Source organism: Rhodococcus sp. 05-340-2 (genome assembly GCF_002258915.1).
Classification (GTDB): domain Bacteria; phylum Actinomycetota; class Actinomycetes; order Mycobacteriales; family Mycobacteriaceae; genus Rhodococcoides.
Window position 1 is genome coordinate 38,498 of sequence record NZ_NOYU01000015.1, and the last position, 22,143, is coordinate 60,640.

A 22,143-nucleotide genomic window follows, 5' to 3' on the forward strand; every position below is an offset into this window, starting at 1 on the left:
CATGTTCGGGCGGCTGCAGCGAGTCCGAGAGCGGTGGTGAAATTCCCACGCCGCTGACCGCGCGCACTGAAGTCGGATGGGCGAACTTCGGGTTTTGGTCACCAGTTAGTGCTGTGTCGCGTCGAACGGCAATTGCACCCTCGCACTATTTGCGCTCTAATTATGTACATGACTACTTTGCCGGTCGCGGATGCGCGTGCGCGTCTGTCCAAGATTGTGGACGATGCAGAACAAACCCACGCCCGGTATGAGATCACCCGTAATGGGCACCGGGCTGCTGTGTTGCTCGCTGCCGACGATTTCGATGCGCTGCAGGAGACCATTGCAGTGCTATCGGATCAGGAACTGCTGACATCTCATCTTCGGGGCGTGGCGGAGCTGCCTGAGGGTGACAGTCTCGATGCGAAGGAGTTGGCCGAGGTCATGCGGGTCGCTGGCCGGTCTACCCGCGCGTGAGTGAGCCTGAAGCGCCGTATCGGCTTGTGATTGCTCGATCAGCGTCTCGCGCTATCAGTCACACTCTTCCCGAGAAGGTCGCCGCTGCGGTGTACGAGTTCATCACCGGAGCATTGCTGGAGAATCCGCAGCGGGTCGGGAAGCCCCTGGCCCCGCCGCTTTCGCCCGCCTACAGCGCCCGCAGAGGCACCTACCGGGTTCTCTATCTGATCGACGCCGGGCAGCGCATCGTGCAGGTCACCGCGATCTCACACCGGTCAGATGCCTACCGCTGAGAAGATTGCGTAGCTACCGGATTATGTTGCGGAGATCAAGCCTCGTAGGCGTAAGGCTTCCACCAATGGTGGGTGGGTCGCGGTCTCCATCCAACCAGATTTTCGGTCCGCCTTGCTGCCGAGTGAGTCGGATACTGCGCTTCGCAGAATTCGGAGGGCATCTTCGATCGCCTCGCGATCGGCGTGATCGCGATCGAACCAACTCATGTCCGCGCCGATGACTCGTTCGTACTGCACCAGGGCACCATCCTTGTTCACTCCCGCTGTCTCCATCAGATCTAGTGAACCGATCGAGAAGACCAGAGCCCGAGTGATCGTTGTCGGCATTCCGCGCCGGTTTGCTTGGTAGACGGTCGGATCGACAATCCGGCCCATTGCCGGAATCCACAACACTAGGTGTCCTGTCCACCATGTGTCCGACTCCCATTTCGGTGTGCGGCTTCCCAGCTCCACCCACTGCTCGTCCGACCACGCCACCTGCCCGTACACGACCAACGGCTCAGCCTCGATCCCGTAGTCACGCAATGCCGGAATCAGGCAACGCACCGCAGCAATGCAGGTGCCGGAAAAACCGCCCTCGGTGTAGGCCTGCCAAATCTGGCAATGCCGGTCGATGATCTGCACTTCTGCCGGTGCAGTCACGCCAGGATTCGCAGGGGGACGGATCCCCGCTACCGGTGGTGTGACGTACCCGGCCCGCTGCGCCCATTCTGGCAATGCAGCGGCTCCCGGACCGCTACGCGATCGCCCTGACCCCTTGCCTGCACCCTTGCGTTTCTTGCTCACCGGTGACATTTAGACGCTCCCAACCCACCTCGACTCTCTGCCCCGTCGCAGGAGTTTCGCGTCCCGACCGTACCGGCCAGGTACGACACTTCCCGCACGCTAACGATCACATCCCTGTATTCAGGTTGACATGGTTGACATGACGCGAACAGCCGGGGATGATCAGGGTATGTCCACTGTCGAGAAGGATTTCGAGGTCATGGCGCACCGGCTGGTCGAGGCCAGTGGCGCGCCGGACGAGCGTGATCTGGCGTATGCAATAGCGGGCCTCGGCGGCATCGTCAACGGCCTCAAGGCGCGTCGCGCGTGGAGTGAGCACGTAGGGGAAATCTTGACCCCCAGTCAGGCCCTCGACGTTGCGGGTTGGACGCGTGCTGCCTTGAGCAAGGCTGTGAAAGAGAACCGCGTTCTTCGGTTGACCGGCAGCAACGGCAAATACGGCTACGCCGCCGCAGGCTTCACCGATGCCCAACCGGCGAAGCCGATTCTCGGCATCCAAGAGGTGCTGCGTGTGTGGGCGGGGCAGGACCCGCGTGGATGGTTGGCGGTCGCGTGGCTGACTACCGAACAGCCAGAGCTCGACGGCCGTACACCTCGGCAAGCACTTCTCGACGGGGACGTTCCTACGGCTGCTCGCGCTGCCCGGGCTGCGGTCAGTCGGCTTGCGGCGTGAGCGCTGAACGCGCCGTCGTTCATCTGTTCGAGCCCAAGCCCGTCGGTGAATTGGCGGAGCGATTTCCGTCGTGCGTCTACCCGGCTGGGGCCGAGCTGTTTCGATCGCATCAGGCCAGTCTGGGACCGTGGTGGTACTCATCGAATGGCGGCGGCAGGTTCGACCTCGAAGCCCCTGATGGGACTTGCTACCTGGCCGAAGACGAAGTGGTCACTCTCCTGGAGATTTTCGGTGGCCAACAGGTCGTGCCGAGATACGAGGTCGATGCGCGTGCAGCGTCGACGATCACGTTGGATGCTGATATCAGGCTCGCTGATCTGACTGCGAACACCGGTGTCGCGCTCGGAGTCACGGCAGAAATCTTTACTACCGCCGACTATCCGCTGACGCAGCGGTGGGCGGCCGCGTTACGGGAGGCCGGGTTCGAGGGTCTGCGGTACTGGGCCCGCCACGACCTCGAACATGCCCGGCGGTGCATTGCACTGTTCGGGCAAGCGGGGGTGGCAGGCGAGGAGCATCGTCATACCGTCCAGGCCACGGTCACCCTGTCTGAGCGAGCGGACCTGCTGGAGCGGTGGCGTGAAGAAACTGGTGTCGCGATCTTGGACGTACCAGATCTGTTGTAGCGATCGTGGTCAACCGCCCGCAAGGTATTGCTAACGAAACTTACAGTAAGTACTGTAAGTCTCATGAAGATCAGCGCACGTCCTCTGCTCGACAATTCCGTCGACGCCGAACTGTTCGTCGGCCGGCGAGACGAACTCGCCGCGATATGGGACGGATTGAACGCTGAGCTCAACGTTCTGGTGACGGGGGACCGCGGCACAGGCCGAACGTCGCTGCTTAGACAGCTGCAGCTCGACAGCCGAGAGCCGTTCACCGGTGCCCGCCGCGAAGGCGACTTCCCGATGAGCTTCGTTCGGGTCGAGGGGATCTCGGACGGCCGTGACGTGCTCGCCCGCGTCGTAGAACAGGTCACCGGCGAACCGGCAGTCGACAGTGACGGGCCCGACGTCTTGCTGCGGCGATTGAGTGACTTTCGCCTGCAGTTCATCGACGCCACGCTTCGGAGGTGGGCAGCAGAAAGCGACGACGGCACTGCTCCGCTTGGGACGCGGCTGTATCCGGTGATCATCGTCGACGACGTCACCGCATCGGCCGGGCACGCACTGTTCGGGCGGTACCGCGATGAGGTGTGGGCGACGGGATACCTGTGGGCGGTGTCGGTGCGTGAAAGTGACCGTCAAGGTCTCCTGACTCCGCCTGCAGATGCATTCTTCGAGAAGATCGTCGACGTACCCCCGCTCTCGAGAACGGAAAGCATCAAGTTGATCACTCGCCGCGCGGGAATCGACATGGAACCGCAAGCCAGCACCCTCGCTGATGCGGTAGGGCGAAACCCCCGAGATCTGGTAAGTGCTCTGCGGGGATTCCTGCAGGACCCCGGGTCGTACGAGGACAACTACCTGGCCCTCGCCGATAGAGACAATGCGCTCTGGGCTTTGGGTCGCCCAGCGTCGATGCTGGCGGCCGAAATGAAGGTGCGGGGCCCGGTCAGCGCATCGGATGAAGACTTGCTGGCCGCGTTGGGGTGGACGCGTCCTCGTGCTGTACAAGTCTTCAAGCAACTTTACGAGAAGGGGCTGGTCCGGAGCAGCGAAGTCTCGTCAGGTCCCGGGCGGCCGCGGCGGGTGTACGAGTTGACTCCGCCGGCGGAATGGCTGCGGACCGAACACGCTGATCCGGAGGACCAGAAATGAGTGACGCCCTACTGCGTCAATTGCGGGACTCGAAGGCCTTCGACCCGTCGCCGGATCCGGATCGTATGTGGCAGGTCCATGTGCCGTTCGACGTCCTCACTGGCCCCGTGAGTGGTGACTACGAGCAGCGCTTCATGGACGCTGTTCGGCGGCGTGAGCGTGTGGCTCTGATCGGTGCCAGTGGCTCGGGTAAGTCCTCGATCACCGAGTACGTGATGGACGCTCTTCACTCCGAAAACGTTGCAGCACTGAGGATCAGGATGGGATTTCAGACCGACTCCCTCGTCTCCGATCCGGCTGAATTCCCGCGTCTGTTGGTCAACACCATCGCCAAACAGCTCGACGAGAACCGGGCAGTCCAGAAGATTGCTCGGGAAATGCGTGGAGGTTCCCCACATCGACCGGTCAAATTCTCGGTTGGTCTCCCATGGTTGGCCGGCAATCTCGCGATCGAGCTCGGCAGCGTGGTGAACGAACCATCGCAAGGTGAGGATGTCGTGGATCAGGCCATCAGGGTCCTGGAACTGATTTCGCGCAGTGGCTTGATTCCGACGCTCGTGCTCGATGACACGGACCAGTGGATACGTCGTCCAGGTATCGGCGTCGATCCGGAGCCGCGGATCGCAATGTTCTTCGGCTTGACTCTGAGGATGATCGCCGAGCGACTTCCGGCAGCATGTGTCGTCGCCGTCCATAACGACTACATCGACAGCCCCCACTACAAACAGGCTCGCGAATACCTGAACACGCGAATCACCCTGCCCGCCTTAGCTAATTCAGCCGCGCTGGGGTCGATCATCGGTAGGCGGGCCCGCCAGGCCGCGGGAAATCCGAATCTCGGCGCGGTCGACGTCATCGACGCTGACGCCCTCCAGCATCTCTTCGACCACTACGGGGCCGGTCGCAGTGTCCGCCGGGAGCTGGTCGTATTGCAGGATGCGTTGGTACGAGCGTGTTCTGCAGTAAGTGAGACCATCGCCGCAGCTCACGTCGTCGCTGCGATCGCTGCAGGCTAGGACACGACTACCGGCGTAGGTAGTTCGCAAAATGCATCGCCTGAACTGCAATTCGGGTTTACCAACCCCTTTGCAGCTTCAGTAGTAGGTGTGAAACTGCTTGGCCCTGTCCACCGCATCGAGGACCTCAGCGTCGAGGCCTTGAGCTTCTCGTTCGATCGCGTTTACCCGTCGCTTCATGCCTGCTCTGGCGAGCCACGGCGACCACATCAGTCGACTGAGCTGCGCTGCTGACAAGCGCACACATCGCCCCAGCGCAGTGTTGATTCCCCCGGCTTCTTCCTGACCGTCTTTCTGCTTTACGTCGTCGTCGCTCGTCAGGCGCGCCACAGTGGCCAGTTGGATGTACAAACGCAGTGGCCGTCGCGGAACCCGTGCAATGATCGCGGCCGTCTCAAGCTCGCGGACACTGTCCTTGAAGTGCTGAAACGACGGATCAGTGGACGACGACCCTGCCCATCGGGTGCGTTCGGTGCTCGCCAAGTGCCGGAGAACCTCGCTACGCAGTTGACGGCGTTGCTGACTGCCGATCAGGTACTGGCCCGCAAAGGATCCGATACCGAGAGCTCCGATAATCGAGGCCACACCACTGATATCCATTTCGTAACAGTATTCGGATCCAGAACTTGGGGTCGGTTGACGCAACGTGAGTGGTGAAAAAGGAGAGATTTTTCCGTACCTATTGCGCCTCACGCGGCAGCAGATGTTCCGACTCCCGAATATTTGCCGGTGCTCGAAGTGTCCACCTCCGCAGGCATAATCGTGGACTGTTGGAGCCGATCGACTTTGGAATGGCGAAATTCCTCGCCTAGGGACGGTAGTGCTTCGGTCGCCGACAGATGGTCGGATCCGCGCGTGCGAATCGGAGTAGAAGGCAGTCCTATGTGGCGATGGACCGGAGAGAGTGTGACATGACGGTTGCCGATCAGAAGGTTTCGGAGCGGGAGAATGCCGAGCATCGCGCGCGTCCTCCGCAGAAACGTGCGCAACGGACCCGTGACGCGTTGATTACCGGTGCGGCTCGAACCATCGCATGTGGGGGAAGCGGCGTCACGGTCAACGACCTGATACAGGCTGCAGGGGTGACCAAAGGGGGCATGTACTTCCACTTCCCATCGAAGGACGCTGTTGTTCATGCAGTGGTCGACCAGGCTGCTCGACAATGCGAGTTCCTCCGGGCGCATCGCCCGTCTACAGGAGACACTGTGGCCGATGTTCAGGACTTGCTCGGCGGCTACTTCACTCATGCGAAACGGTATTGGTCTCTGAGGGCAGCAGCGGTGTTGTGGACCGACCTCCACTACGAGGACGTCGCACGGGCCGCGACCTACCACCCTCTCAGGGCCGCGGTCCTGGCCCTTCTGACCAGCAACGGCAGGCTGCCGACGATATCGGTGGACACTGCCGATGCTGTCATGGCCATCGTGTGCGGCGTGACGACCACCGCCGGGCCGGGGGGCTTCGGTGACGGCGGCGATCTCGACACCGTCCTGCGGTTGACGGGGCCCGTGATCGCGGCTGCCGGTGCAGTGGCGGTATGAACAGCGGTGGCGGGGACTCCGGGAAGCCTTGATCTCCGCCGGTTACCCGCGGCCGGTAGTGGGCGACGAGCCGGGCCAGCTCACGTTGTCGTGGGGCACCGGTGTCGGCGTACGAGAGATGTGTGTGAGCCCTTCAGGGGTGGTCGCCCGGACACCGGACGCGGTCTTTGCCTTGGGCCTGTTACGTCAGTCGGCAGCAGACTGGGTATCGCCGCTGCACCCGCTGATCGCAGAGCCGATCGTGCGCACATCCGAATCGCCCTTTCGGGTAGTCGAGCCGGTGACCAACATCGTTCGGAGCGCGTCGGTGATCCGGCGTTCGATGACGTGCCAGGTGAGTTTCCTGGGCTGTCAGTGTGCGGCGTTGTACGCCTCTTCGATGTCGGTGGGGATGCGGCCTCGATCGCCGATCTCGTGACCGTTGTCCGCCGCCCACTGCCGAATTGCGCGAGTCTGCGCCGGGTCACGCTTGGCCGGTGTCCCGGCTGTCGAAGGCGTCGACGCGGTTGCGGGGAAGGGTTTACGTTTGCGTCCGCCAACCCGCGCGGCGTGCTTGATGTAGTAGTCGAGCTTTCTGTGAAACTCGCTGGCGTTCTTTGCTTTCAAGTCGATCACGTACTCGACGCCCTGGACCGCGAACTCGATCGTTTCACCGGAGTCGTCGATGACCGATCCGTCGATGTCGTCGACCAATTGAATCGTTTCTAGCTTGGCCACAGTGAAGAAACCCTCTCGCAAAAATGTATGGAAGACAGCTAAGTGAGCGTATAACGGGTCTGCGTGGTCGTGACAACTGTGGGTGCGGCGCGCGTGGTTCGGATGCAGGATCGAGAGAGTGCGATTATGGGCAGCGCTCCATTCGTGGTCGGCGATGAAGCCCAAGTTACTAGTCGGGCGATGACGTCGACGCCGTCGAATGTCTGGTTGTGCTGTTCTGACGACCGTTCGATCAGGGAAATGAGGCGGACCAGCCCTTCCGCGTATCGGGCCAGGGTCCGCGGCGAGAGGTCGTAAAATCGGTACACCCATATCGTCCCGGAAGTGGCCTCGTTGAGAACGCGCGCGGCCGTGCGCGGATCGATGACAACGCTGCCGCCTACATCAGAGGGGTCGTATTCGCCCGTGTCGGCGGGTCCTTCGACATTCTGCGCGTAGTAGCCCACAACGTTGGTCGCGTCTGTGTAGCGGTACCTCTTCGCTTTCAGTGCGCGGAGCAGGAAGCCCTCGTAGATGTAGTTGTCACCACGCTTGGTGGGGTAGACCGTGCCGTCGTTGTATCCCTGATACGCACTACGCTGATCATCAGCGACATCGACGCCGCCGAACCCCCTGATCAGGATTAACGGTCGGCATTTTATTTCGCCCATCTGAACCTCCACGAGTGTTCGTCGCAGCAGGCACATGCCCCCGCTGTAACTCGTCGTCCTTGACTCAAATCGACGGGTGGAGATACCTGAGGTGCAACCGCGAACCCGCTGAGCTGGTCGTTGCGGCCAGGCCGCTTCTGATGGTCCTCGTGTTGGGGGGCGATGTCACTGGTAGTTAGGGCTGACAACCGTTTGAACGGCAGACCCGTTGGCCTGCGGATGAGAATTCGAGCTGTTCGTGGTGTCCGGTCCTGACGCTAGTGTGCATCGACAGAGACAGCCAACAGGGGCCTTGGCCTATCGGTGGGGGTGAATGATCATGCGAGACAAGAGCGGTGGAGATGTGAACGTCGACGGAAGCGGGGACGCCGTAGGACACGTCGTGGACAGGTTCGCCGCGGTGATGACCGAATTCGACGTCGATACTGCCGGCGTGGGTGTGCCGTGTATCGATTCGGTGTGGCAGGGGGAGTTGCGGGGATGAGGGGCCGGCAGCTCGTCGTTGTTGACGTCCACACCACGGGGCCGTCGTTCGAGGCTCACGAGGCCTTCGAGCTCGCCGCGATCGACGGTGCATCCGGGAGGGTGTGGGATCTCGCGCTGCCTTTGACATCGGCACAGCTCGAACGGGCGGATTCAACATTCCTGCAGCTCAGCGGATACCACCGTCGACGGCTGGTGGAAAAGGCGCAGCATGACGCGTTGACCATTGGAACGGAGCTCGCGGCGCTCAGTGATGTGTTGGCTGGAAACACGCTCGGCGGCGCAGATCCGGAGATCCATGCGGCATTTTTGAGCAAGGTCTTTCACCGGCATGGTGTCCGGTCGCGTTGGCACCACCTGCCCGCAGATATCGCGGCGTTGACCGCCGGTGCCCATGGGATCCCCGCAACCAACATTCCGCGGCTGGAGGTGTGCTGCGAATTGTGGAATGTGCAGCTCGCGGAATTTCCTTCGGCGCTGGATCGGGCGCACGCTGTCGCCGATTGCTTCGCGGCGTTCGACCGCAGAAGCGGACGGGAATCGGTGTCGGCAACGCTCAGAGGCGAGTAGGTGTTGAAGCAGCCGCTTATTGCGCTGGGCCACACCTGAGCCCCGCAGTTCTGTCTCGGTAGTCACGCTATCGCAGGCGGCGAATCCAGACGAATGGTATTCTACGAGTTAATACTCGTATTTGATGGCAGCGGCCGTCACCGTTGGACGTGGGGATCTGATGGATCTGTTCATCGATGTCATAGCCTCAATCGCTTCCTGGTGTGCTCCGATGGTTCTGCTCGTGGCTGCCGCAATCCTCTTGGTGGAATCCGGCTTGCTCGTCGGGTTTCTCCTCCCGGGTACTGGCACGGTTCTGGCGGTCGGTGCTCTCGTGGGGCTGGGCGAACTTGATCCCGTCGTGACGGCGATCGTCCTGATCGCTTCGTCGACAGCAGGGGCTCAGCTGGCCTTTCGGTCCATCAGGCGTGGATCGTGTCGCGCTGATATCGCCGGCGCAGGCCGCTTTGCGCGCCTGATCAACAGGGTGCTTGCTCGGGCACGTCAGTTGTTTTCGGGGGATGCGCGCGTCGGGACAGTGACCACGCATTTCGTCGGAGGCGCGAGGACCTTGGGGCCACGTCTCGCTGCGGGTTCCTCGTTGTCGTTCTCGAGGTTCGCGGTGTTGAATATCGTCGCCGCAACCGTGTGGGTCACTCTTCTGTTGACCACGGGAAGCGTGTTGGGAGCCAACCCCGCGTGGATCCCCTGGGCCACTGGCGCTTTCGTCGTGGCCGTAGTTGGAGTCATCGCAATTCGGGCATTTCGGCGCAGTGACGCTCCGGTTCCCGGCGGCACAATTCCCGCCCGTCGATCTGATCGACGGGGCGGGAATGCGGCTGTGCCGTGCAGTTGTGCCCGTGTCATTCGCGGCCGGCTGATACCCAACTCATGTCGGGTGCTCGGGTTCCGGTGACGGCGTCGGCGAGGGTGTCGAGGACGGCGAGCTGGTCCGCGGTGAGTTCGATGTGCACCGAGCCCGCGTTTTCGGTGACCCGATCCGCATTCCGAGTGCCGGGTATCGGAACGACGGGCAGCGCGAACTGTGTACCTTTCACCCGTAGCCACGCCAATGCGATCTGGGCGGGCGTGGATCCGTGCTGTGACGCGATGTCTGTCAATGGGGCGAGGGCGTCGGTGTTCGTTTCGAATGCGTCGAGTTGAAAGCGGGGTAGATACCGCCGAAAGTCGTTGTCGCCGAGCTGTTCCTGTTTCACTTTTCCGGTGAGCATTCCGCGTCCCAGTGGGGAGTAGGGAACGAATCCGATGCCGAGTCGAGCTGCGGTCGGGACGATGGCGTTCTCGACGTCGCGGCTGAACAAGCTCCATTCGGACTGGACCGCGGCGAGCGGATGGGTCCGGTGCGCTCGTTCTAGTTCGGGGGCGGTTACTTCCGATACTCCGATGTGCCGGACTTTTCCGTCGGCGATGAGCTCGGCCATCGCTCCGATGGTGTCGTCGATCGGGATGTGTGGGTCGACCCGGTGAAGGTAGTAGAGGTCGACGACGTCCACGTCGAGGCGACGCAGGCTGTTGTCGATGCACTGGCGGACGTAAGCCCTGTCTCCGCGGCTTCTGCGGCCGGGTTCGGTTACGGAGGTATCGATACCGAATTTGGTGGCGACGGTGACCTCGTCGCGACGGTCGGCGAGGAGTCTGCCGATCAGTTCCTCGTTGGTCCCGAGGCCGTACACATCTGCGGTGTCGATGAAGTCGATGCCGAGGTTGACGGCGTGATGCAGGGTCTTCAGTGCTTGGTCGGGGTCGGATTCGCCGTACATCGAGGTCAATGCCATGCCGCCGAATCCGAGTGCGGATACTTCGAGGCCTGTTCCGAGGTTCACGTGTGGGAAGTCGGTCATGATGCTGTCTCCTTGGAGGCGCTCGTTTCGGGTCGACCGCGTTCGACTGCCTGTGTGTCCGCGGGTCCGGCCACTGCGGTGAGGTAGGTCCGTATGGCTGCAGGGTTCTGCAGCGAGCCGGTCATGCCCACTATGCGGTCGGGACGCACGACAGCGACACCGCCCTGTCCGAGCTCGCTCGAAACGATCTCGTGGGTGTCGATCACGGTGGGAGTTGCGCTCAGAAGTGTGGTGGGGGAGTGGACCACGACCACGACGTGCAGCCGCGACCCCCACGAGTCGAGGATGGCATGTAAGGCCCGGAGTTCGTCGATACTGGTGATGGTGGCCAGCGCCAGGACTCGTCGGTCATCGAGGAGGTCGGGCAGCAACTTGTCGACCTCTCCGTCGAACTGGACGGGATGCGGGGGCAGGAACTTGCCCGGCGAGATGGTTCGACCGCGCCCGCCCCCGCGGGCCACTGACGGGCCGTAGGCCGTATCGATCTGCGCCAGTTGAGGAACGACACGCCGGGTGAGGAGCCCTGTCGCCGAGAGGATTCCGAGGATTCGGTCGCGGATCCACCGCGAAACGGCAGCACGAGTTGTCCACAGTTTCGTCTGAAGATCGGTCATCGCGGCGACCGATTCTGCGACGGGTCGTCGTTCGAGTTCATATGTTTCGAGTAGTGCTGCATCGGCTCCGTCGACCGCTACTGCTGCAAGTTTCCACGCGAGATTCGCCGCGTCCTGTATTCCGGTGTTCATACCTTGACCTCCCGCAGGACTGTGAATATGTGCAGCGTCGCCGGCAAGGATGAATCGGCCCGACACGTAGCGCGAGGACAGTCTCCGGTGTACTCGAAAGTCGCTCTGCCAAAGCACATTACTGACCCGGAAGCGGCCGAGGCCGCGTTGGCCGAGCATGATGTTGGCGCGATCGGTGATCTGAGTCGGCGGTATGAGCGCAGGGGAAGCGGACTGACGGTGTCCGAGAAATACCCGGTGTCCACCACCTGGGAGCGGGACGACGACCGTCACCCCGTCCGGGTGGAGATGGTACTGAGCCTCCCCGACCGACCCATCGGTTTCTAGGGTGCCGTCCACCAGCAGAAAAGCGTCGTCGTAGCTGTCGCCGTCGAAGTCGATGGCCGCTGTTTTCCGCACGGTGCTGTGTGCACCGTCGGTGCCCACGATCCACTCTGCTGTTGTGGTGAAGCGGATTCCGCTCGGACCGACCAATGACGCCCTCGCCCCGTCGCTGGGCCCGGCAGGGTCCGGATCGAGGGCACCGAGGAACTTGTGCCGCCAGCGGACCGTACCTCCCAGCGCCTGGTAGAGCTCGAGGAGAGCTGCCTCGACGAGGGGCTGCGGAAGGGACAGGGGTTTGTGCAGGCCGGGCTGGTCGAGGCCGGTGAAGTCGACGTGGCCGATCTGTGACCCTTTCGACCAGTACGACGCTCGGTCGAGAGTGACGCCGGCATCGAATACCGCGGGATCGACACCGAGGATGCGCAGGCTCTCCTGGGCGGCACTCCAGAGTACGAGGGCTTTCGGTTCGGTCGAGGGCCCCGACTTGCCGTCGATAATCATGTGGTCGACGTTCCTGCGGGCGAGCTCGCAAGCAAGCGTCAGACCTGTGGGGCCCGCGCCGACGATGAGGACGGTGTGCTCGGTCATGTCCGGACTCCTGACGGGCGAGGCGGGGCGAGGCTGGATTGTTCGGCCGAGATCACGTCCTCGTATCCGGTGGACGGCGCGTCGCGGGGTAGGGGAGAGGCCGCTGCGTGCGGGTCTGCTGCCGCGGGGTCGACGAGGAAGTCCTTGCGTCTGATGAGGGTGAATGCCGCGATCGCACCGATGAGGGTGACGATTCCCGCGATCGTCGTGACCTGATGCAGCGCCGAGATGAACGCGATTTCTGCTGCCACCCCAACGTCCTGCCCGGTCTCTTGCAGCGCCGCGACGGCCCCGGAGGCCACGGCGTCGACGGTGGCGTCGAGCTGGGCCGGAGTCAGGGCGGATCCGTACGCGGTGTCGAGTTCGGATTCGATGGTGCGATGAGCCAAAGCTCCGAGTACCGCCACGCCCAATGCCGCACCGACCTGCTGGAATGTCTCGTTGATCCCAGCTCCCATCCCTGAGTCTTCGGCCCGAACGAGAGCCACTGCCGCGCTCGCACGGGGTGGATTGTGTAGTCCCATACCGAGTCCCGCGATCACAAACCCCGGTAACAACGCCGTCCAGCTGTCACCGACGTCCGCGAATCGAAACAACAGAAACCCGATTCCTGTGCACAACAGCGAGATTCCGATCAGAATCGATGTCGAGATCCGGGCGCTCAGTATTCCGCCCACGGCACCGGATATCAGCAGGACGCCGGTAAGCGGCAGGAACCTCAATCCGGTCTCGATAGCCGAGTAGCCCAGCACGCCTTGCATCCACAGCACCGAGAACAAGATGGTGGCCGTGACGGCGAAGTTGATCGCAAACGTTGCCGCGGACAGGCCGTTGAAGGAACGGTTTCCGAACAGGACCATGTCGAGCATGGGATTGCGGACGCGGCGCTCGACCACAGCGAAGCCGAGGAGGGCGAGCACACCGACCGCCAACGCTACCGCGGTACGTGGGTCGGTCCATCCCACGACGGGTGCCCGGATGATTGCAAAGATCAACGCGAACAGACCTGCGGAGAACAGTGCCAGACCGAGGGGGTCGAGACCGCGGCGCGCGGTCGATGTCTGGTGGTCCCGGACTTTCAGAGCGACGACGGCCAGAATGATCAGTCCCACAGGGATATTGAGGTAGAACACCCATCGCCAGTCCACTTCGGTGAGGATGCCTCCGATCAACGGTCCCGCAGCGATGGCGATGCCCGAGGTGGCCCCGAAGATGCCGAAGGCGGTTCCTCGTTGGCGGCCGTGGAACGTCGCTGCGATCATCGCTGGGCCGACGGCGTACATGATGGCCGCGCCGAGGCCTTGAACTCCACGTGCTGCGTTGAGCAGAGTTGCTGACCCAGCGAGACCGCAAGCCACGGACGCGAGGGTGAAGGCCAGCGCGCCGACGGCGAAGATCCGGGTGCGGCCCAGTCTGTCCGCGATCGAGCCGGCGGTGAGCAGAAACGCGGCCAGTGCCAGGGCGTAGGCGTCGATCACCCATTGCAACTGCTCGAAGCTGGCCGAGAGGTCTCGTTGTATCGCGGGCAGTGCGACGTTGACGACGGTGAGGTCCAAGAACAGCATGAATGTTCCGAGGCAGACCGCTGTCAGCGTCCACCAGCGTTCGGGGGCCGACTGCAGCGGTTCGGGGGTGCTCATGCGGACTCCTCGAGGAGCGCGTCCGCGGTGGGTTGCGCGGCCGGCTGCTGGCGTCCGAACCAGGCGTCGATTGCCTCGATGGCTCCCGCGGTGTCGGTGAAGTGATGTATCTGCATTCCGTGCGCTCGGGCGGCTTGGCAATTGCGTAGGTCGTCGTCGACGAACAGGCATCGAGCGGCAGGGACGCCGAGTCGTTCGGTCGTCCGGCGGTAGATTTCGGGTTCGGGTTTGCGGACACCTTCGTTCGCGGAGACGACCTCGACGCTGAACAGGCCTGTGGGGACGATTCCTCGCCACTCGGGTTCCCATTCTCGGACGTTGTTGGTCAACAGTCCCAGAGTTCGTCCTTCGGATTTCAGCGTGTGCAAGTAGTCGAGAAGTTCCGAGTTGGGGACCCGGCCGGAGAACCATGCCGGCCGGAACTGTGACAGGTCGATAGCGCGTCCGGTCATGGTTTCCAGTGCCGATCCGACTCGGTCGAGGAAGGCCGCTTCGGTGATTTCGCCGCGTTCGAGCGGGGCCATGATCGTTTCGTCCGGGTCATCGTGCGCGGTGAACAGGGCACCCATCAGGTCCTCCGGTTGCACGGACATGTACTCGGTGAACGCCGCGATGGTGTCGGCGATGGGGTTGGTCAGGACGCCGCCGTAGTCGACGACGAGAACGAGGGGACCGGTGTCGATACTGTTGTCGGACATCGTCATCCCACCTCGACCTGCGAGCGGACGATGACGACGTCACCCTGGACGAGTTCGAAAGATGCGACGATCCCAGTCCCGGACTCGGTGGGTGCGGTGTCGATCAAGCGGCAGTAGACAGGAAGCTCGTGTTCGGCGAAGTCGAGGAACTGGATGTCGTAGCGCACCGGGGAACCGACCGACGATTCCGGCAGTGAGTGGGTGTCGAGGACGGCGCACACCGATGCCTGCCTGCACGCTTCGGTCAAGAGCATCCCCGAGACGTGGTCGACCTTGTGATCGGAGAGCGACGGGTGGTTGTTGTCGACGACGACCTCGTACGTCGTGTCGGGGTGTTCGGTGCCGGTGGAGGCGATGACGACGTTCTTCGAGTCCCGCCGGGCAACGCGTGCAGGCGGAAGCGGAACGGCGGCAGAGGTATACGGCTGATCGGGGGTGTTCTTCGCTGCCCGCCCGGCCGCGCGCATCTCGGCGAACATCTGCTTGGGCATGAAGCTCAGGGATCCGACGAATTCGCCGACAGGCACGCCGTCGAGAACGGTCTGGTACCTACCGACTGCCCCGGTCAGGTACCCCTCGACGTGGAACCGCTTCTCGAATTCGACTCGGATGACCAACCGGCCCGGTGTTTCCCCGACCTGGAGGGCAGCGAGGTCGGTCACCGACACCGAGGCCTTGCGGAAGACGAACGCCCAGTCCTTGGGTACTCCGTAGAACTGGTGACTGATCAGGATCGAGGCCTGCCTGCATGCCTCCACGAGGATCATGGGGTCGTACCGGTCGTCGAGTCGGTCGCTGTAGAGGGCATGCCCTCGCGGTAGCTGCGCGGCGACGACGAATCGGTTCTCGCCCGTCGCAGCAGCGTCGGTGAGGAAGACCTCGCTGACAGCTGCGCGGTGGACGAGGCTTCGCGGCACAGTGCGATCGAATGTCAGTTCACTGGCGATATCGAACGGTGGTGTGGTGACAGTCATTTCTTCCCCCAGGAAGGTGGTCGCAGATTTTCTGCTTTGTGCGAAACGCACCGATCGGTACGTGGTTTCAAGTACAGCGCCACGTTTTCGATAAGTCAATTCTTTTCACGTTAATTCCAAATGTTCGGAAAGTGATTCCCGTAACAATATAATTTCAGTTCGAGCGCAGATATACCGCCAGTAATTCGAGCACTATTGTGAGCCTGTGCACACGGTTAAGTGCACAGGCTCGCAATAGTGCGTTCAGCTATTTGATGCCGATCTGATGCGGTCAGTGGGGTTGTCGGGCGTCGAGCCACTGGTCGAGCGAGTCGAAGACGATGGCGGCGTTCCGTGCGTGGCCCATGTAATGGCCTGCGTGAGGAATCGTGATCGCCTTTCTGTCCGATGTTCCGGTGAACGATGCAATATGTTCGTCACCGAATTGCACGCGTGCGTCGTCCTGTCCGTAGAGGCCGAGAACTGGAATGTCTATGCTCGACATTTTGGCCAGGTCGAGAAGAATTCCGGGGCCTTGTGAAAGCATGTCGCCGCACGGGTGTTGGTTCTGATAGGGCGCTGCTGTATCGATTACTTGTTGTTCGGTATCGGCATAGTTTCCTGTCACGAATTCAGTGGTTCCTTGGTCGTAAAAGGTGTAGCCCTTGGCGGCGGGATTGTTTTCCGATGCCGAGCCTCCGGTGAGGCAGCGTGGTGTGGCGGCGAAGAATCTGACGTAGGCCTCGGGTGTCAGTCCGCGATCGGCCCAGTCCATGACGACGAGAGCGTCGACGTCGTCGAAGGTGTAGGCCTCGATCTGGACGATCTGCCCGCCGTTCGACTGGCCGGCGAGGGTGATGTGCCCGAAGGTGGGGGCCGTTCCGGATGCATCCCATTGATAGGTGCCGGTACGCAGCGCTTGGACGATCTGATGGGCCATCGTTGCTTGGGACCCCACGCACATGGCCCCGCCTGCCGGAGCGTCGCTCGTGTCGTATCCGAGTCTGTCGATCGTCAGTGAGGTCTGTCCGCGAGCGGCCATTTCGTAGGTGTGGTGGTATCCCTCGACTGGAAGACGCCAGTACCATTCGCCGGCTGCGATGCCGTGTTCGTAGAGGGTGATGGCGTTGCCGAAACCCTCTGCGGGAGCGGTGAGATGGCCACGGATGGTGTAGGTTCCGCCGTCGGCGGTGCACGGGACGGCTGTGTCGTTGGTGTTGCGGACTGTGAAGGACACCGGTACGTCGATCACGTCCGATCGGGTCGGCTGCGCGGAGGCGATGGCCGTTCCACCGAGAAAGATGGCGGTCGACGCGACGGTTATCGCAATCGCGGCGAGGAGCCGTGAGAGGGGGTGATGGCGGCTGTCGAGCATGGGGTACTCCGATCGGGGCGGGGATGTGGTGGCTGGGAGCGTGCGAGTGCAGTGCTCATACAGGGGTTTTGGGTCTTCCAGGGTCGACTTCGGTACCAGGTGTATCGACGCGTGGAGCATCGGTGATGCCGATGAGCTGGTGCAGGCGTGCCAGTGGGCGCGGTGCCCACCAGTTCCAGCGGCCGGTCAGGGCCATGATGGAGGGGACGAGGATCGCTCGGATGACGGTGGCGTCGATCAGGACCGCCAGTGCCATGCCGATTCCGAGTTGCTGAAGGAAGGTCACCCCGGAAGTGGCGTAGGTGGCGAAGGATGCGGCCAGGATGAGAGCTGCTGCGGTGACGACGGGTGCGGAGCGTGAGATGCCATCGATGATGGATTGGCGATTGTCTCCGGTACGGTCGAATTCTTCTTTGATGCGCGAGAGCAGGAAGACTTCGTAGTCCATCGACAGGCCGTAGGCGATGCAGAACATCAGGATGGGGATGCTCGGCTCGATGGCACCGGTAGGGGTGAAACCCAGCAGCCCAGCAAGATTGCCGTTCTGAAAACCCCACACCAGGACACCGAACATGACCGTCAGTGACAGCAGATTCAGAATGGTGGCTTTGATGGGGGCGATGATCGATCCGGTCATCACGAACAGAATGGCGAAGGTGATCAGTGCAATGAGCACGGCCACGAGCGGGAGCCGGGCGGTGACGCCGTCGGTGTAGTCGTCGAGCATCGCGGGTGAGCCGCCGACGAGTACCTGGCCGGGAGGCTCCACCGACCGTACCGCGGAGACGAATCCGGCTCTGTCGTCCAGTGATTCGCGAGTCGGTACCACCGAGAGGTAGCTGCCTGCGGTGTCGGGAGTGAAACGGACGGCGCCGTTCGGTGGAGCAGTGAGCGCCCTGTCGGGTTCGACGGTGCCCAGTGCGCTGTCCACTCGTAGCACCTGGGGCAGTGCTGCGAGATCGGAGGCGTACCGAGCGAGGCCGTCCGGTGCGATGGTCGGTGCGACGAGCAGAATTGCGTCTGCATCCTCGCTGGCGTAGTCGTCGCGGATGGTGTCGTACAGGGCGCGGACCGGAACCGACTGCGGCAGGATGCGATCGTCCGGTGCGCCGAACCGAACGCCTAGTACCGGCGCTCCGAGCAGTATCAAGATCACCACACCGGCGATCGCGAACACTGCAGGTCGGCCGGTCGTGGCCACGGTGATCCGCCGCCACACGGTACTTCCGTCGGTGTCCGGTTCCTTGCGCCGTAAGGCGCGGTGCCCGAGCAGCACCAATGCGGCCGGGAGTACGACCGTAGCGGCGAGCACGGCGGTGGCGACGACGGCTATCCCGGCGTAGGCGAACGAGGCCAGGAACGGGAACGGGAAGACCAGCAGAACGGCCAGTGACGCGGCGACGGTGGCGCCGGAGAACATGATGGTGCGTCCGGCTGCCTGCGCTGCTCGCTGCACGGCCAACGTCAGGTCAGCGGTGCGGCGGGCTTCCTCTCGGAAGCGGTAGATCAGGAACAGTCCGTAATCGACGCCGAGTGCAATGCCCATCACCAGCGCGATGTTCGCCGCGAAGGTCGATACTTCGGTGAAGGCTGCCACCACGCGCATGATGGCCAGGGTGCCGACGACGGAGAACAGTCCGGTTGCGAAGACCACTGCGGCGAGACGGAGCCGCCGTAGGACGGCCCACAACAGTGCGATCACCAGCGGGGCGATGATCAGCTCTGCTCGGAGAAAGTCGGTCCTGGATTGTTCTGCGACGGAGCGGAACACCTCGTCGCTGCCGCCGAGAGCGATGTCGATGTTCGAGGTAGCCGACCGGCTGAGTGCCTCGTCGAGAGCGGGAAGGACCTGTTGCCGGATTTCGGTGGCGTCGCCCGGTGCCCACGCCTGGATCAGCGCCGAGCTGCCGTCCCCGGCGGCGAGGGTCGGAACCTCTTCGGTCCAGTAGGACCATGTGTCGTCGATGCCGGGGAAGGTGTCGACGAACTCGGTCAGACGTAACCCGTCCGCGGCGACGGCCGAGCTGTCGACGTCGCCGGTCTTCGCGGTGACGAGGATGGTGATGTTGGGTGTGCCGGTCTGAAAGGTGTCGTTGAGCAGCGCCTCGGCTGCCGCAGACGGGGCGTTGGTCGCCTCGAACCTGTTCAGGGACAGTGCATTCATCGCACCGGCAGCGACTGCTGCGAGCACGAGGAAGAGGACGCCGGCCACTACGAGGGTGAGGCCGGGTCGAGTTGTGGCGAATCGGGTGGGCATCGCGGGTCCCCCTGCTACCGTGGATACGAGCGATTGCTCGTGATTTGCGAGAATACGAGCGAAAGCTCGTCTTGTCTACCGGAAAGCCTGGAGTTCACATGCCGAATACCTCGACGCCAACTACCTCTCCTGCACCCAAGCGTCAGGATCGCGGACTCAAGCGCATCGCTGCGATCCTCGACGGTGCGGAGGAGTTGTTCGGAGAAGTCGGGTTCGACGCAGCGACCACGAACGCTATCGCCAGCAAATCGGGCATGTCACCGGGTTCGCTGTACCAGTTCTTCAGAAACAAGGAAGACATCGCCGCAGCATTGGCGGAACGCTACGTCGTGGAGTTGACCGACGCCCAATCGGCCGCGGTCGATCCGCGACCGGACGGCTTCGTGGAATCTCTACCGCAGTTCATCGACCGGGCCGTCGACAATATGGTCGCCTTCAATGCGGCCAATCCGGCTTTCCTGCAACTGTTCTCGCGAGCAGATACCCAGCCTGCCCTGTATACCGCAGTCGTACCATTGCAGAGCGAACTCTCCCAGAGGGTCGCCCAGACCTTGGCCGCACTCGCACCGACCCTGTCCAGCGAACGCATCGACCTCCACGCGCTGGTGGCCTTGCAGATCACCCGCGGAATGATGCCCGTCATCGCCGCAGAAAAAACTAACAAGAAGGACCAGCTCGTGACCGAGCTCAAGGCGGCACTGATTCGTTACCTGTCCGAGGCACTCGCCTCACCCTGACGGAACAGAGACCCGCGCCGCCGCAGGCCGTGCGTACTCCCAGTCTGAAAAAAGCTGCAGCAGTAGCTGTTTTGACGTTTTTCAGTTGTGCTGCCAGCAATCACTGCTTTTCGTACACTATGGGATCCGCGCCGATCGATACTTCGATGCGTGGTGGAGCATTCGGTCGAGGCTCAACGCCCCGCGTCGTATGCTCGGTCAGCGATCGGCGACCTTAGGCGCGCACCCGGCGGCGGACCATGCGACCGGCGTGCATCGCCGCAACTTTGGTCCAATCAGGGTGTGCAATTAGCCGTCACAGCTGGACCGATGACCGCCGGACTCACGCAGGTTCCGGTGTTGCCGCGCCGGTCACCGCATGACCTGGGGGACGGTTCGCTGTTTTTCGTTCTTTGGGTGTGTCGATCAATGCGTTATGTGCAGCATCGCGTACCCAGCCTGTGATTCTGTCGAGGGTTTCGGATGGCAGGTGCCATCGTTGCCAATACAGGGGAATGGTGACGTTGTGGTCGGGGTCGAGGTGAACGAGTGTCCCGTCGGCGAGGTCGCGTGCGATTTGTCCTTCCGGTAGCACGCCCCACCCGAGTCCGAGTCGAGCTGCAGTCAGGAATTCGCGGTTCGATGGGAGGTAGTGGATCGGGGGCTCACGGTGCGCCTTGATCTTGCGTAGATAGGCGTGTTGCAGGTCGTCCTTTTTGTCGAATCGCAGCATCGGGAGGCGGCTGGGATCGCAACCGTCGGAGTCGGCGTCGCGAATGAGTGAGGGTGCGCACGCGGGCCAATAGACCATGGCTCCGAGCGGTTCGACCGTACAGCCAGGTGCTGCGGTGCGTGAGGTCGTCACGGCGGCCATGACCGCGCCTTGACGCAGTAGAGCGTCTGTATGGTCCTGATCTTCGATGTGGAGGTCCAGCAGTATCCGTCGGTCGACGGCTATCGCTTTCATCACCGGTTGGAACCACGTCGAGACCGAATCGGCATTGATAGCAAGTGAAAAGCGCAGCGGTGCAGCAGTATTCGTTGTCGTTGAGCCGCCGCGTAGCTCAGCGTCGGCGTCGACGGTGAGGACTTCGATCTGCCGCGCGAGTCGGAGCAGGGCTTGCCCGTTTCTGGTGGGTAGTACCGGCCTGGTTCGCTGTAGCAGCGCGGCCCCCGACGCTCGTTCGAGCGCGGTAATGCGTTGGCTGACTGCAGAAGACGAGATGTGCAACGCCGTTGCAGCTCCCTCGAACGACCCTGAATCGCAGATCGCGGCAAGTGTGGCGAGCTGATCGTGGTTGTACATCCACAAATACTAAACCTAGATCAGCGATACTTAGGAAACGTGCATCGATGCTGGAGCGGTCGTACCGTTCTTGCCGTGAACAACCCCGTTCTGGCCTATCTCCCCGTCGCTATCGTCTTCGGAATAATCCCAGGTCCTGACGTCATGTTGGCGGTCAAGCACTCGCTTACCGGCGGTGTGCGTCACGGCATCGCCGTAGCTTTGGGTGCGGCGACGGGGTCGATGGCCTGGGGCATCGCTGCGGCCGTGGGGTTGGCGTCCTTGCTCACCAGCGTCCCCGGGGCATTCGACGCGGTACGTATCGCAGGTGCCGCCTACCTGGTGTTTCTAGGAATTCAGAGTATCTGGCAGCGCAAGGGCAGCTTCACCGACGTCGATGCCGCGACTTACAACGCGCACCAGCCGAAGTGGTCGCGAGCGTTCATGACCGGTTTCGTCGCGGACCTGTTGAATCCGAAAATGGGTGCGTTCTACCTGGCGGTGCTGCCGCAGTTCATTCCGCGCGACGGGAACGTTTTCGTTTGGTCCATGCTGCTCATGTCGATCGAGTTCGTGGTGGCGCTGATATGTCTGTCCTCGTACGCACTTCTTGCCTCGTCCGCTCGCCGGTTCTTGGAGAAGGGCCGCTTGGGGGCGTGGCTCGAGCGTGGACTGGGTGTTGTTCTGGTGGGATTCGGCGTCCGGCTGGCCTTCGAGTAAACACCCCCGCCGTCCGAGCCCTTCTCCCTTCGCTCTTTCAACTACTCGACCCGAGCCCGACCTGACTTGATTG

Annotated in this window: 23 protein-coding genes and 1 pseudogene; 12 read left to right on the plus strand and 12 right to left on the minus strand. The window is 62.5% G+C overall.

What is annotated here, in order from left to right:
• Nucleotides 1-168: 168 nt before the first annotated feature.
• Together CH271_RS08990 and CH271_RS08995 are read left to right on the plus strand one after the other, a co-directional pair.
• Nucleotides 169-456: a type II toxin-antitoxin system Phd/YefM family antitoxin gene (locus CH271_RS08990; RefSeq protein WP_230591632.1), complete on the plus strand. Its 288-nt coding sequence runs from the start codon at nucleotides 169-171 to the stop codon at nucleotides 454-456.
• Nucleotides 457-482: 26 nt separating this feature from the next.
• Nucleotides 483-731 carry a type II toxin-antitoxin system RelE family toxin gene (locus CH271_RS08995; RefSeq protein WP_371828030.1) on the plus strand — a complete coding sequence of 83 codons (249 nt, stop codon included), beginning with the start codon at nucleotides 483-485 and terminating at the stop codon, nucleotides 729-731.
• A 21-nt stretch (nucleotides 732-752) separates the two neighbouring features.
• Here CH271_RS08995 and CH271_RS09000 read toward each other — a convergent pair whose 3' ends face one another.
• Nucleotides 753-1,373 carry a hypothetical protein gene (locus CH271_RS09000; protein WP_032364994.1) on the minus strand — a complete coding sequence of 207 codons (621 nt, stop codon included), beginning with the start codon at nucleotides 1,371-1,373 and terminating at the stop codon, nucleotides 753-755.
• 313 nt (nucleotides 1,374-1,686) lie between these two features.
• Here CH271_RS09000 and CH271_RS09005 point away from each other — a divergent pair, with 313 nt between their 5' ends.
• The 4 genes from CH271_RS09005 (at nucleotide 1,687) to CH271_RS09020 (ending at nucleotide 4,966) form a co-directional block, all read left to right on the plus strand.
• Nucleotides 1,687-2,190, plus strand: a complete 504-nt coding sequence (locus tag CH271_RS09005; protein ID WP_015586098.1) for a hypothetical protein — start codon at nucleotides 1,687-1,689, stop codon at nucleotides 2,188-2,190.
• Nucleotides 2,187-2,816 (plus strand): RES family NAD+ phosphorylase, encoded by a 630-nt coding sequence (locus CH271_RS09010; RefSeq protein ID WP_015586099.1) that lies wholly within the window; start codon nucleotides 2,187-2,189, stop codon nucleotides 2,814-2,816. The genes CH271_RS09005 and CH271_RS09010 overlap by 4 nt, the downstream gene beginning before the upstream one ends.
• Before the next feature lie 63 nt (nucleotides 2,817-2,879).
• Complete coding sequence (locus CH271_RS09015) at nucleotides 2,880-3,950, plus strand: ATPase AAA (protein ID WP_015586100.1); 1,071 nt, start codon at nucleotides 2,880-2,882, stop codon at nucleotides 3,948-3,950.
• Entirely contained in the window at nucleotides 3,947-4,966 is a 1,020-nt protein-coding gene (locus CH271_RS09020) for an ATP-binding protein (RefSeq protein ID WP_032364995.1), read from the plus strand. The genes CH271_RS09015 and CH271_RS09020 overlap by 4 nt, the downstream gene beginning before the upstream one ends.
• Before the next feature lie 78 nt (nucleotides 4,967-5,044).
• On the opposite strand, the gene CH271_RS09025 is transcribed toward CH271_RS09020, so the two are convergent.
• Complete coding sequence (locus CH271_RS09025; RefSeq protein ID WP_015586102.1) at nucleotides 5,045-5,566, minus strand: hypothetical protein; 522 nt, start codon at nucleotides 5,564-5,566, stop codon at nucleotides 5,045-5,047.
• 311 nt (nucleotides 5,567-5,877) lie between these two features.
• On the opposite strand from CH271_RS09025, the pseudogene CH271_RS29560 reads away from it, so the two are divergent.
• Together CH271_RS29560 and CH271_RS29230 are read left to right on the plus strand one after the other, a co-directional pair.
• Nucleotides 5,878-6,096: pseudogene (locus CH271_RS29560) on the plus strand (TetR family transcriptional regulator); the annotation flags it as partial.
• Between the two features lie 75 nt (nucleotides 6,097-6,171).
• Nucleotides 6,172-6,507: a hypothetical protein gene (locus tag CH271_RS29230; protein ID WP_230596322.1), complete on the plus strand. Its 336-nt coding sequence runs from the start codon at nucleotides 6,172-6,174 to the stop codon at nucleotides 6,505-6,507.
• A gap of 351 nt (nucleotides 6,508-6,858) precedes the next feature.
• Here the strand turns inward: CH271_RS29230 and CH271_RS29235 are convergent, their stop codons facing one another.
• Nucleotides 6,859-7,224, minus strand: a complete 366-nt coding sequence (locus tag CH271_RS29235; protein ID WP_015586104.1) for a histone-like nucleoid-structuring protein Lsr2 — start codon at nucleotides 7,222-7,224, stop codon at nucleotides 6,859-6,861.
• A 38-nt stretch (nucleotides 7,225-7,262) separates the two neighbouring features.
• Complete coding sequence (locus CH271_RS29240; RefSeq protein WP_230591901.1) at nucleotides 7,263-7,886, minus strand: hypothetical protein; 624 nt, start codon at nucleotides 7,884-7,886, stop codon at nucleotides 7,263-7,265.
• A 307-nt stretch (nucleotides 7,887-8,193) separates the two neighbouring features.
• Between CH271_RS29240 and CH271_RS28770 the strand changes: the two genes are divergently transcribed.
• Nucleotides 8,194-8,358: a hypothetical protein gene (locus tag CH271_RS28770; protein ID WP_155289035.1), complete on the plus strand. Its 165-nt coding sequence runs from the start codon at nucleotides 8,194-8,196 to the stop codon at nucleotides 8,356-8,358.
• A gap of 101 nt (nucleotides 8,359-8,459) precedes the next feature.
• Entirely contained in the window at nucleotides 8,460-8,927 is a 468-nt protein-coding gene (locus CH271_RS09040; RefSeq protein WP_139278538.1) for a hypothetical protein, read from the plus strand.
• 842 nt (nucleotides 8,928-9,769) lie between these two features.
• Here the strand turns inward: CH271_RS09040 and CH271_RS09050 are convergent.
• The 7 genes from CH271_RS09050 to CH271_RS09080 all read right to left on the minus strand — a co-directional run bounded on the left by CH271_RS09050 (nucleotide 9,770) and on the right by CH271_RS09080 (nucleotide 19,349).
• On the minus strand, nucleotides 9,770-10,768 hold the full coding sequence (locus CH271_RS09050) for an aldo/keto reductase (protein ID WP_015586110.1): 999 nt from the start codon (nucleotides 10,766-10,768) through the stop codon (nucleotides 9,770-9,772).
• Nucleotides 10,765-12,426: an FAD-dependent monooxygenase gene (locus tag CH271_RS09055; protein WP_015586111.1), complete on the minus strand. Its 1,662-nt coding sequence runs from the start codon at nucleotides 12,424-12,426 to the stop codon at nucleotides 10,765-10,767. Before CH271_RS09055 ends, CH271_RS09050 begins: the two co-directional genes overlap by 4 nt.
• On the minus strand, nucleotides 12,423-14,066 hold the full coding sequence (locus CH271_RS09060; protein WP_015586112.1) for an MFS transporter: 1,644 nt from the start codon (nucleotides 14,064-14,066) through the stop codon (nucleotides 12,423-12,425). Before CH271_RS09060 ends, CH271_RS09055 begins: the two co-directional genes overlap by 4 nt.
• Nucleotides 14,063-14,764 carry an HAD family hydrolase gene (locus tag CH271_RS09065; RefSeq protein ID WP_052047793.1) on the minus strand — a complete coding sequence of 234 codons (702 nt, stop codon included), beginning with the start codon at nucleotides 14,762-14,764 and terminating at the stop codon, nucleotides 14,063-14,065. The genes CH271_RS09060 and CH271_RS09065 overlap by 4 nt, the downstream gene beginning before the upstream one ends.
• 2 nt (nucleotides 14,765-14,766) lie before the next feature.
• Complete coding sequence (locus CH271_RS09070) at nucleotides 14,767-15,738, minus strand: ScbA/BarX family gamma-butyrolactone biosynthesis protein (protein WP_015586114.1); 972 nt, start codon at nucleotides 15,736-15,738, stop codon at nucleotides 14,767-14,769.
• A gap of 271 nt (nucleotides 15,739-16,009) precedes the next feature.
• Nucleotides 16,010-17,092, minus strand: coding sequence for an alpha/beta hydrolase (locus tag CH271_RS09075; RefSeq protein WP_015586115.1), 1,083 nt, complete (start codon nucleotides 17,090-17,092; stop codon nucleotides 16,010-16,012).
• A gap of 55 nt (nucleotides 17,093-17,147) precedes the next feature.
• The gene (locus CH271_RS09080) at nucleotides 17,148-19,349 is read right to left on the minus strand and encodes an MMPL family transporter (protein ID WP_052069823.1); all 2,202 of its coding nucleotides are present in this window, start codon (nucleotides 19,347-19,349) and stop codon (nucleotides 17,148-17,150) included.
• A gap of 98 nt (nucleotides 19,350-19,447) precedes the next feature.
• Here CH271_RS09080 and CH271_RS09085 point away from each other — a divergent pair, with 98 nt between their 5' ends.
• Complete coding sequence (locus CH271_RS09085) at nucleotides 19,448-20,086, plus strand: TetR/AcrR family transcriptional regulator (RefSeq protein WP_015586117.1); 639 nt, start codon at nucleotides 19,448-19,450, stop codon at nucleotides 20,084-20,086.
• 322 nt (nucleotides 20,087-20,408) lie between these two features.
• On the opposite strand, the gene CH271_RS09090 is transcribed toward CH271_RS09085, so the two are convergent.
• Nucleotides 20,409-21,371, minus strand: a complete 963-nt coding sequence (locus tag CH271_RS09090) for a LysR family transcriptional regulator ArgP (protein ID WP_015586118.1) — start codon at nucleotides 21,369-21,371, stop codon at nucleotides 20,409-20,411.
• Nucleotides 21,372-21,446: 75 nt separating this feature from the next.
• On the opposite strand from CH271_RS09090, the gene CH271_RS09095 reads away from it, so the two are divergent.
• Nucleotides 21,447-22,070 (plus strand): LysE family translocator, encoded by a 624-nt coding sequence (locus CH271_RS09095; protein ID WP_032364998.1) that lies wholly within the window; start codon nucleotides 21,447-21,449, stop codon nucleotides 22,068-22,070.
• The last annotated feature ends 73 nt before the right edge of the window (nucleotides 22,071-22,143 follow it).

Excerpts from the sequence above, each read along its gene's own strand:
- CH271_RS08990 (WP_230591632.1), top strand. The coding sequence starts at position 169 with ATGACTACTTTGCCGGTCGCGGATGCGCGTGCGCGTCTGTCCAAGATT.
- CH271_RS09005 (WP_015586098.1), top strand. The coding sequence starts at position 1,687 with ATGTCCACTGTCGAGAAGGATTTCGAGGTCATGGCGCACCGGCTGGTC.
- CH271_RS09015 (WP_015586100.1), top strand. The coding sequence starts at position 2,880 with ATGAAGATCAGCGCACGTCCTCTGCTCGACAATTCCGTCGACGCCGAA.
- CH271_RS09020 (WP_032364995.1), top strand. The coding sequence starts at position 3,947 with ATGAGTGACGCCCTACTGCGTCAATTGCGGGACTCGAAGGCCTTCGAC.
- CH271_RS09025 (WP_015586102.1), bottom strand. The coding sequence starts at position 5,566 with ATGGATATCAGTGGTGTGGCCTCGATTATCGGAGCTCTCGGTATCGGA.
- CH271_RS28770 (WP_155289035.1), top strand. The coding sequence starts at position 8,194 with ATGCGAGACAAGAGCGGTGGAGATGTGAACGTCGACGGAAGCGGGGAC.
- CH271_RS09050 (WP_015586110.1), bottom strand. The coding sequence starts at position 10,768 with ATGACCGACTTCCCACACGTGAACCTCGGAACAGGCCTCGAAGTATCC.
- CH271_RS09055 (WP_015586111.1), bottom strand. The coding sequence starts at position 12,426 with ATGACCGAGCACACCGTCCTCATCGTCGGCGCGGGCCCCACAGGTCTG.
- CH271_RS09060 (WP_015586112.1), bottom strand. The coding sequence starts at position 14,066 with ATGAGCACCCCCGAACCGCTGCAGTCGGCCCCCGAACGCTGGTGGACG.
- CH271_RS09065 (WP_052047793.1), bottom strand. The coding sequence starts at position 14,764 with ATGTCCGACAACAGTATCGACACCGGTCCCCTCGTTCTCGTCGTCGAC.
- CH271_RS09070 (WP_015586114.1), bottom strand. The coding sequence starts at position 15,738 with ATGACTGTCACCACACCACCGTTCGATATCGCCAGTGAACTGACATTC.
- CH271_RS09075 (WP_015586115.1), bottom strand. The coding sequence starts at position 17,092 with ATGCTCGACAGCCGCCATCACCCCCTCTCACGGCTCCTCGCCGCGATT.
- CH271_RS09080 (WP_052069823.1), bottom strand. The coding sequence starts at position 19,349 with ATGCCCACCCGATTCGCCACAACTCGACCCGGCCTCACCCTCGTAGTG.
- CH271_RS09085 (WP_015586117.1), top strand. The coding sequence starts at position 19,448 with ATGCCGAATACCTCGACGCCAACTACCTCTCCTGCACCCAAGCGTCAG.
- CH271_RS09090 (WP_015586118.1), bottom strand. The coding sequence starts at position 21,371 with ATGTACAACCACGATCAGCTCGCCACACTTGCCGCGATCTGCGATTCA.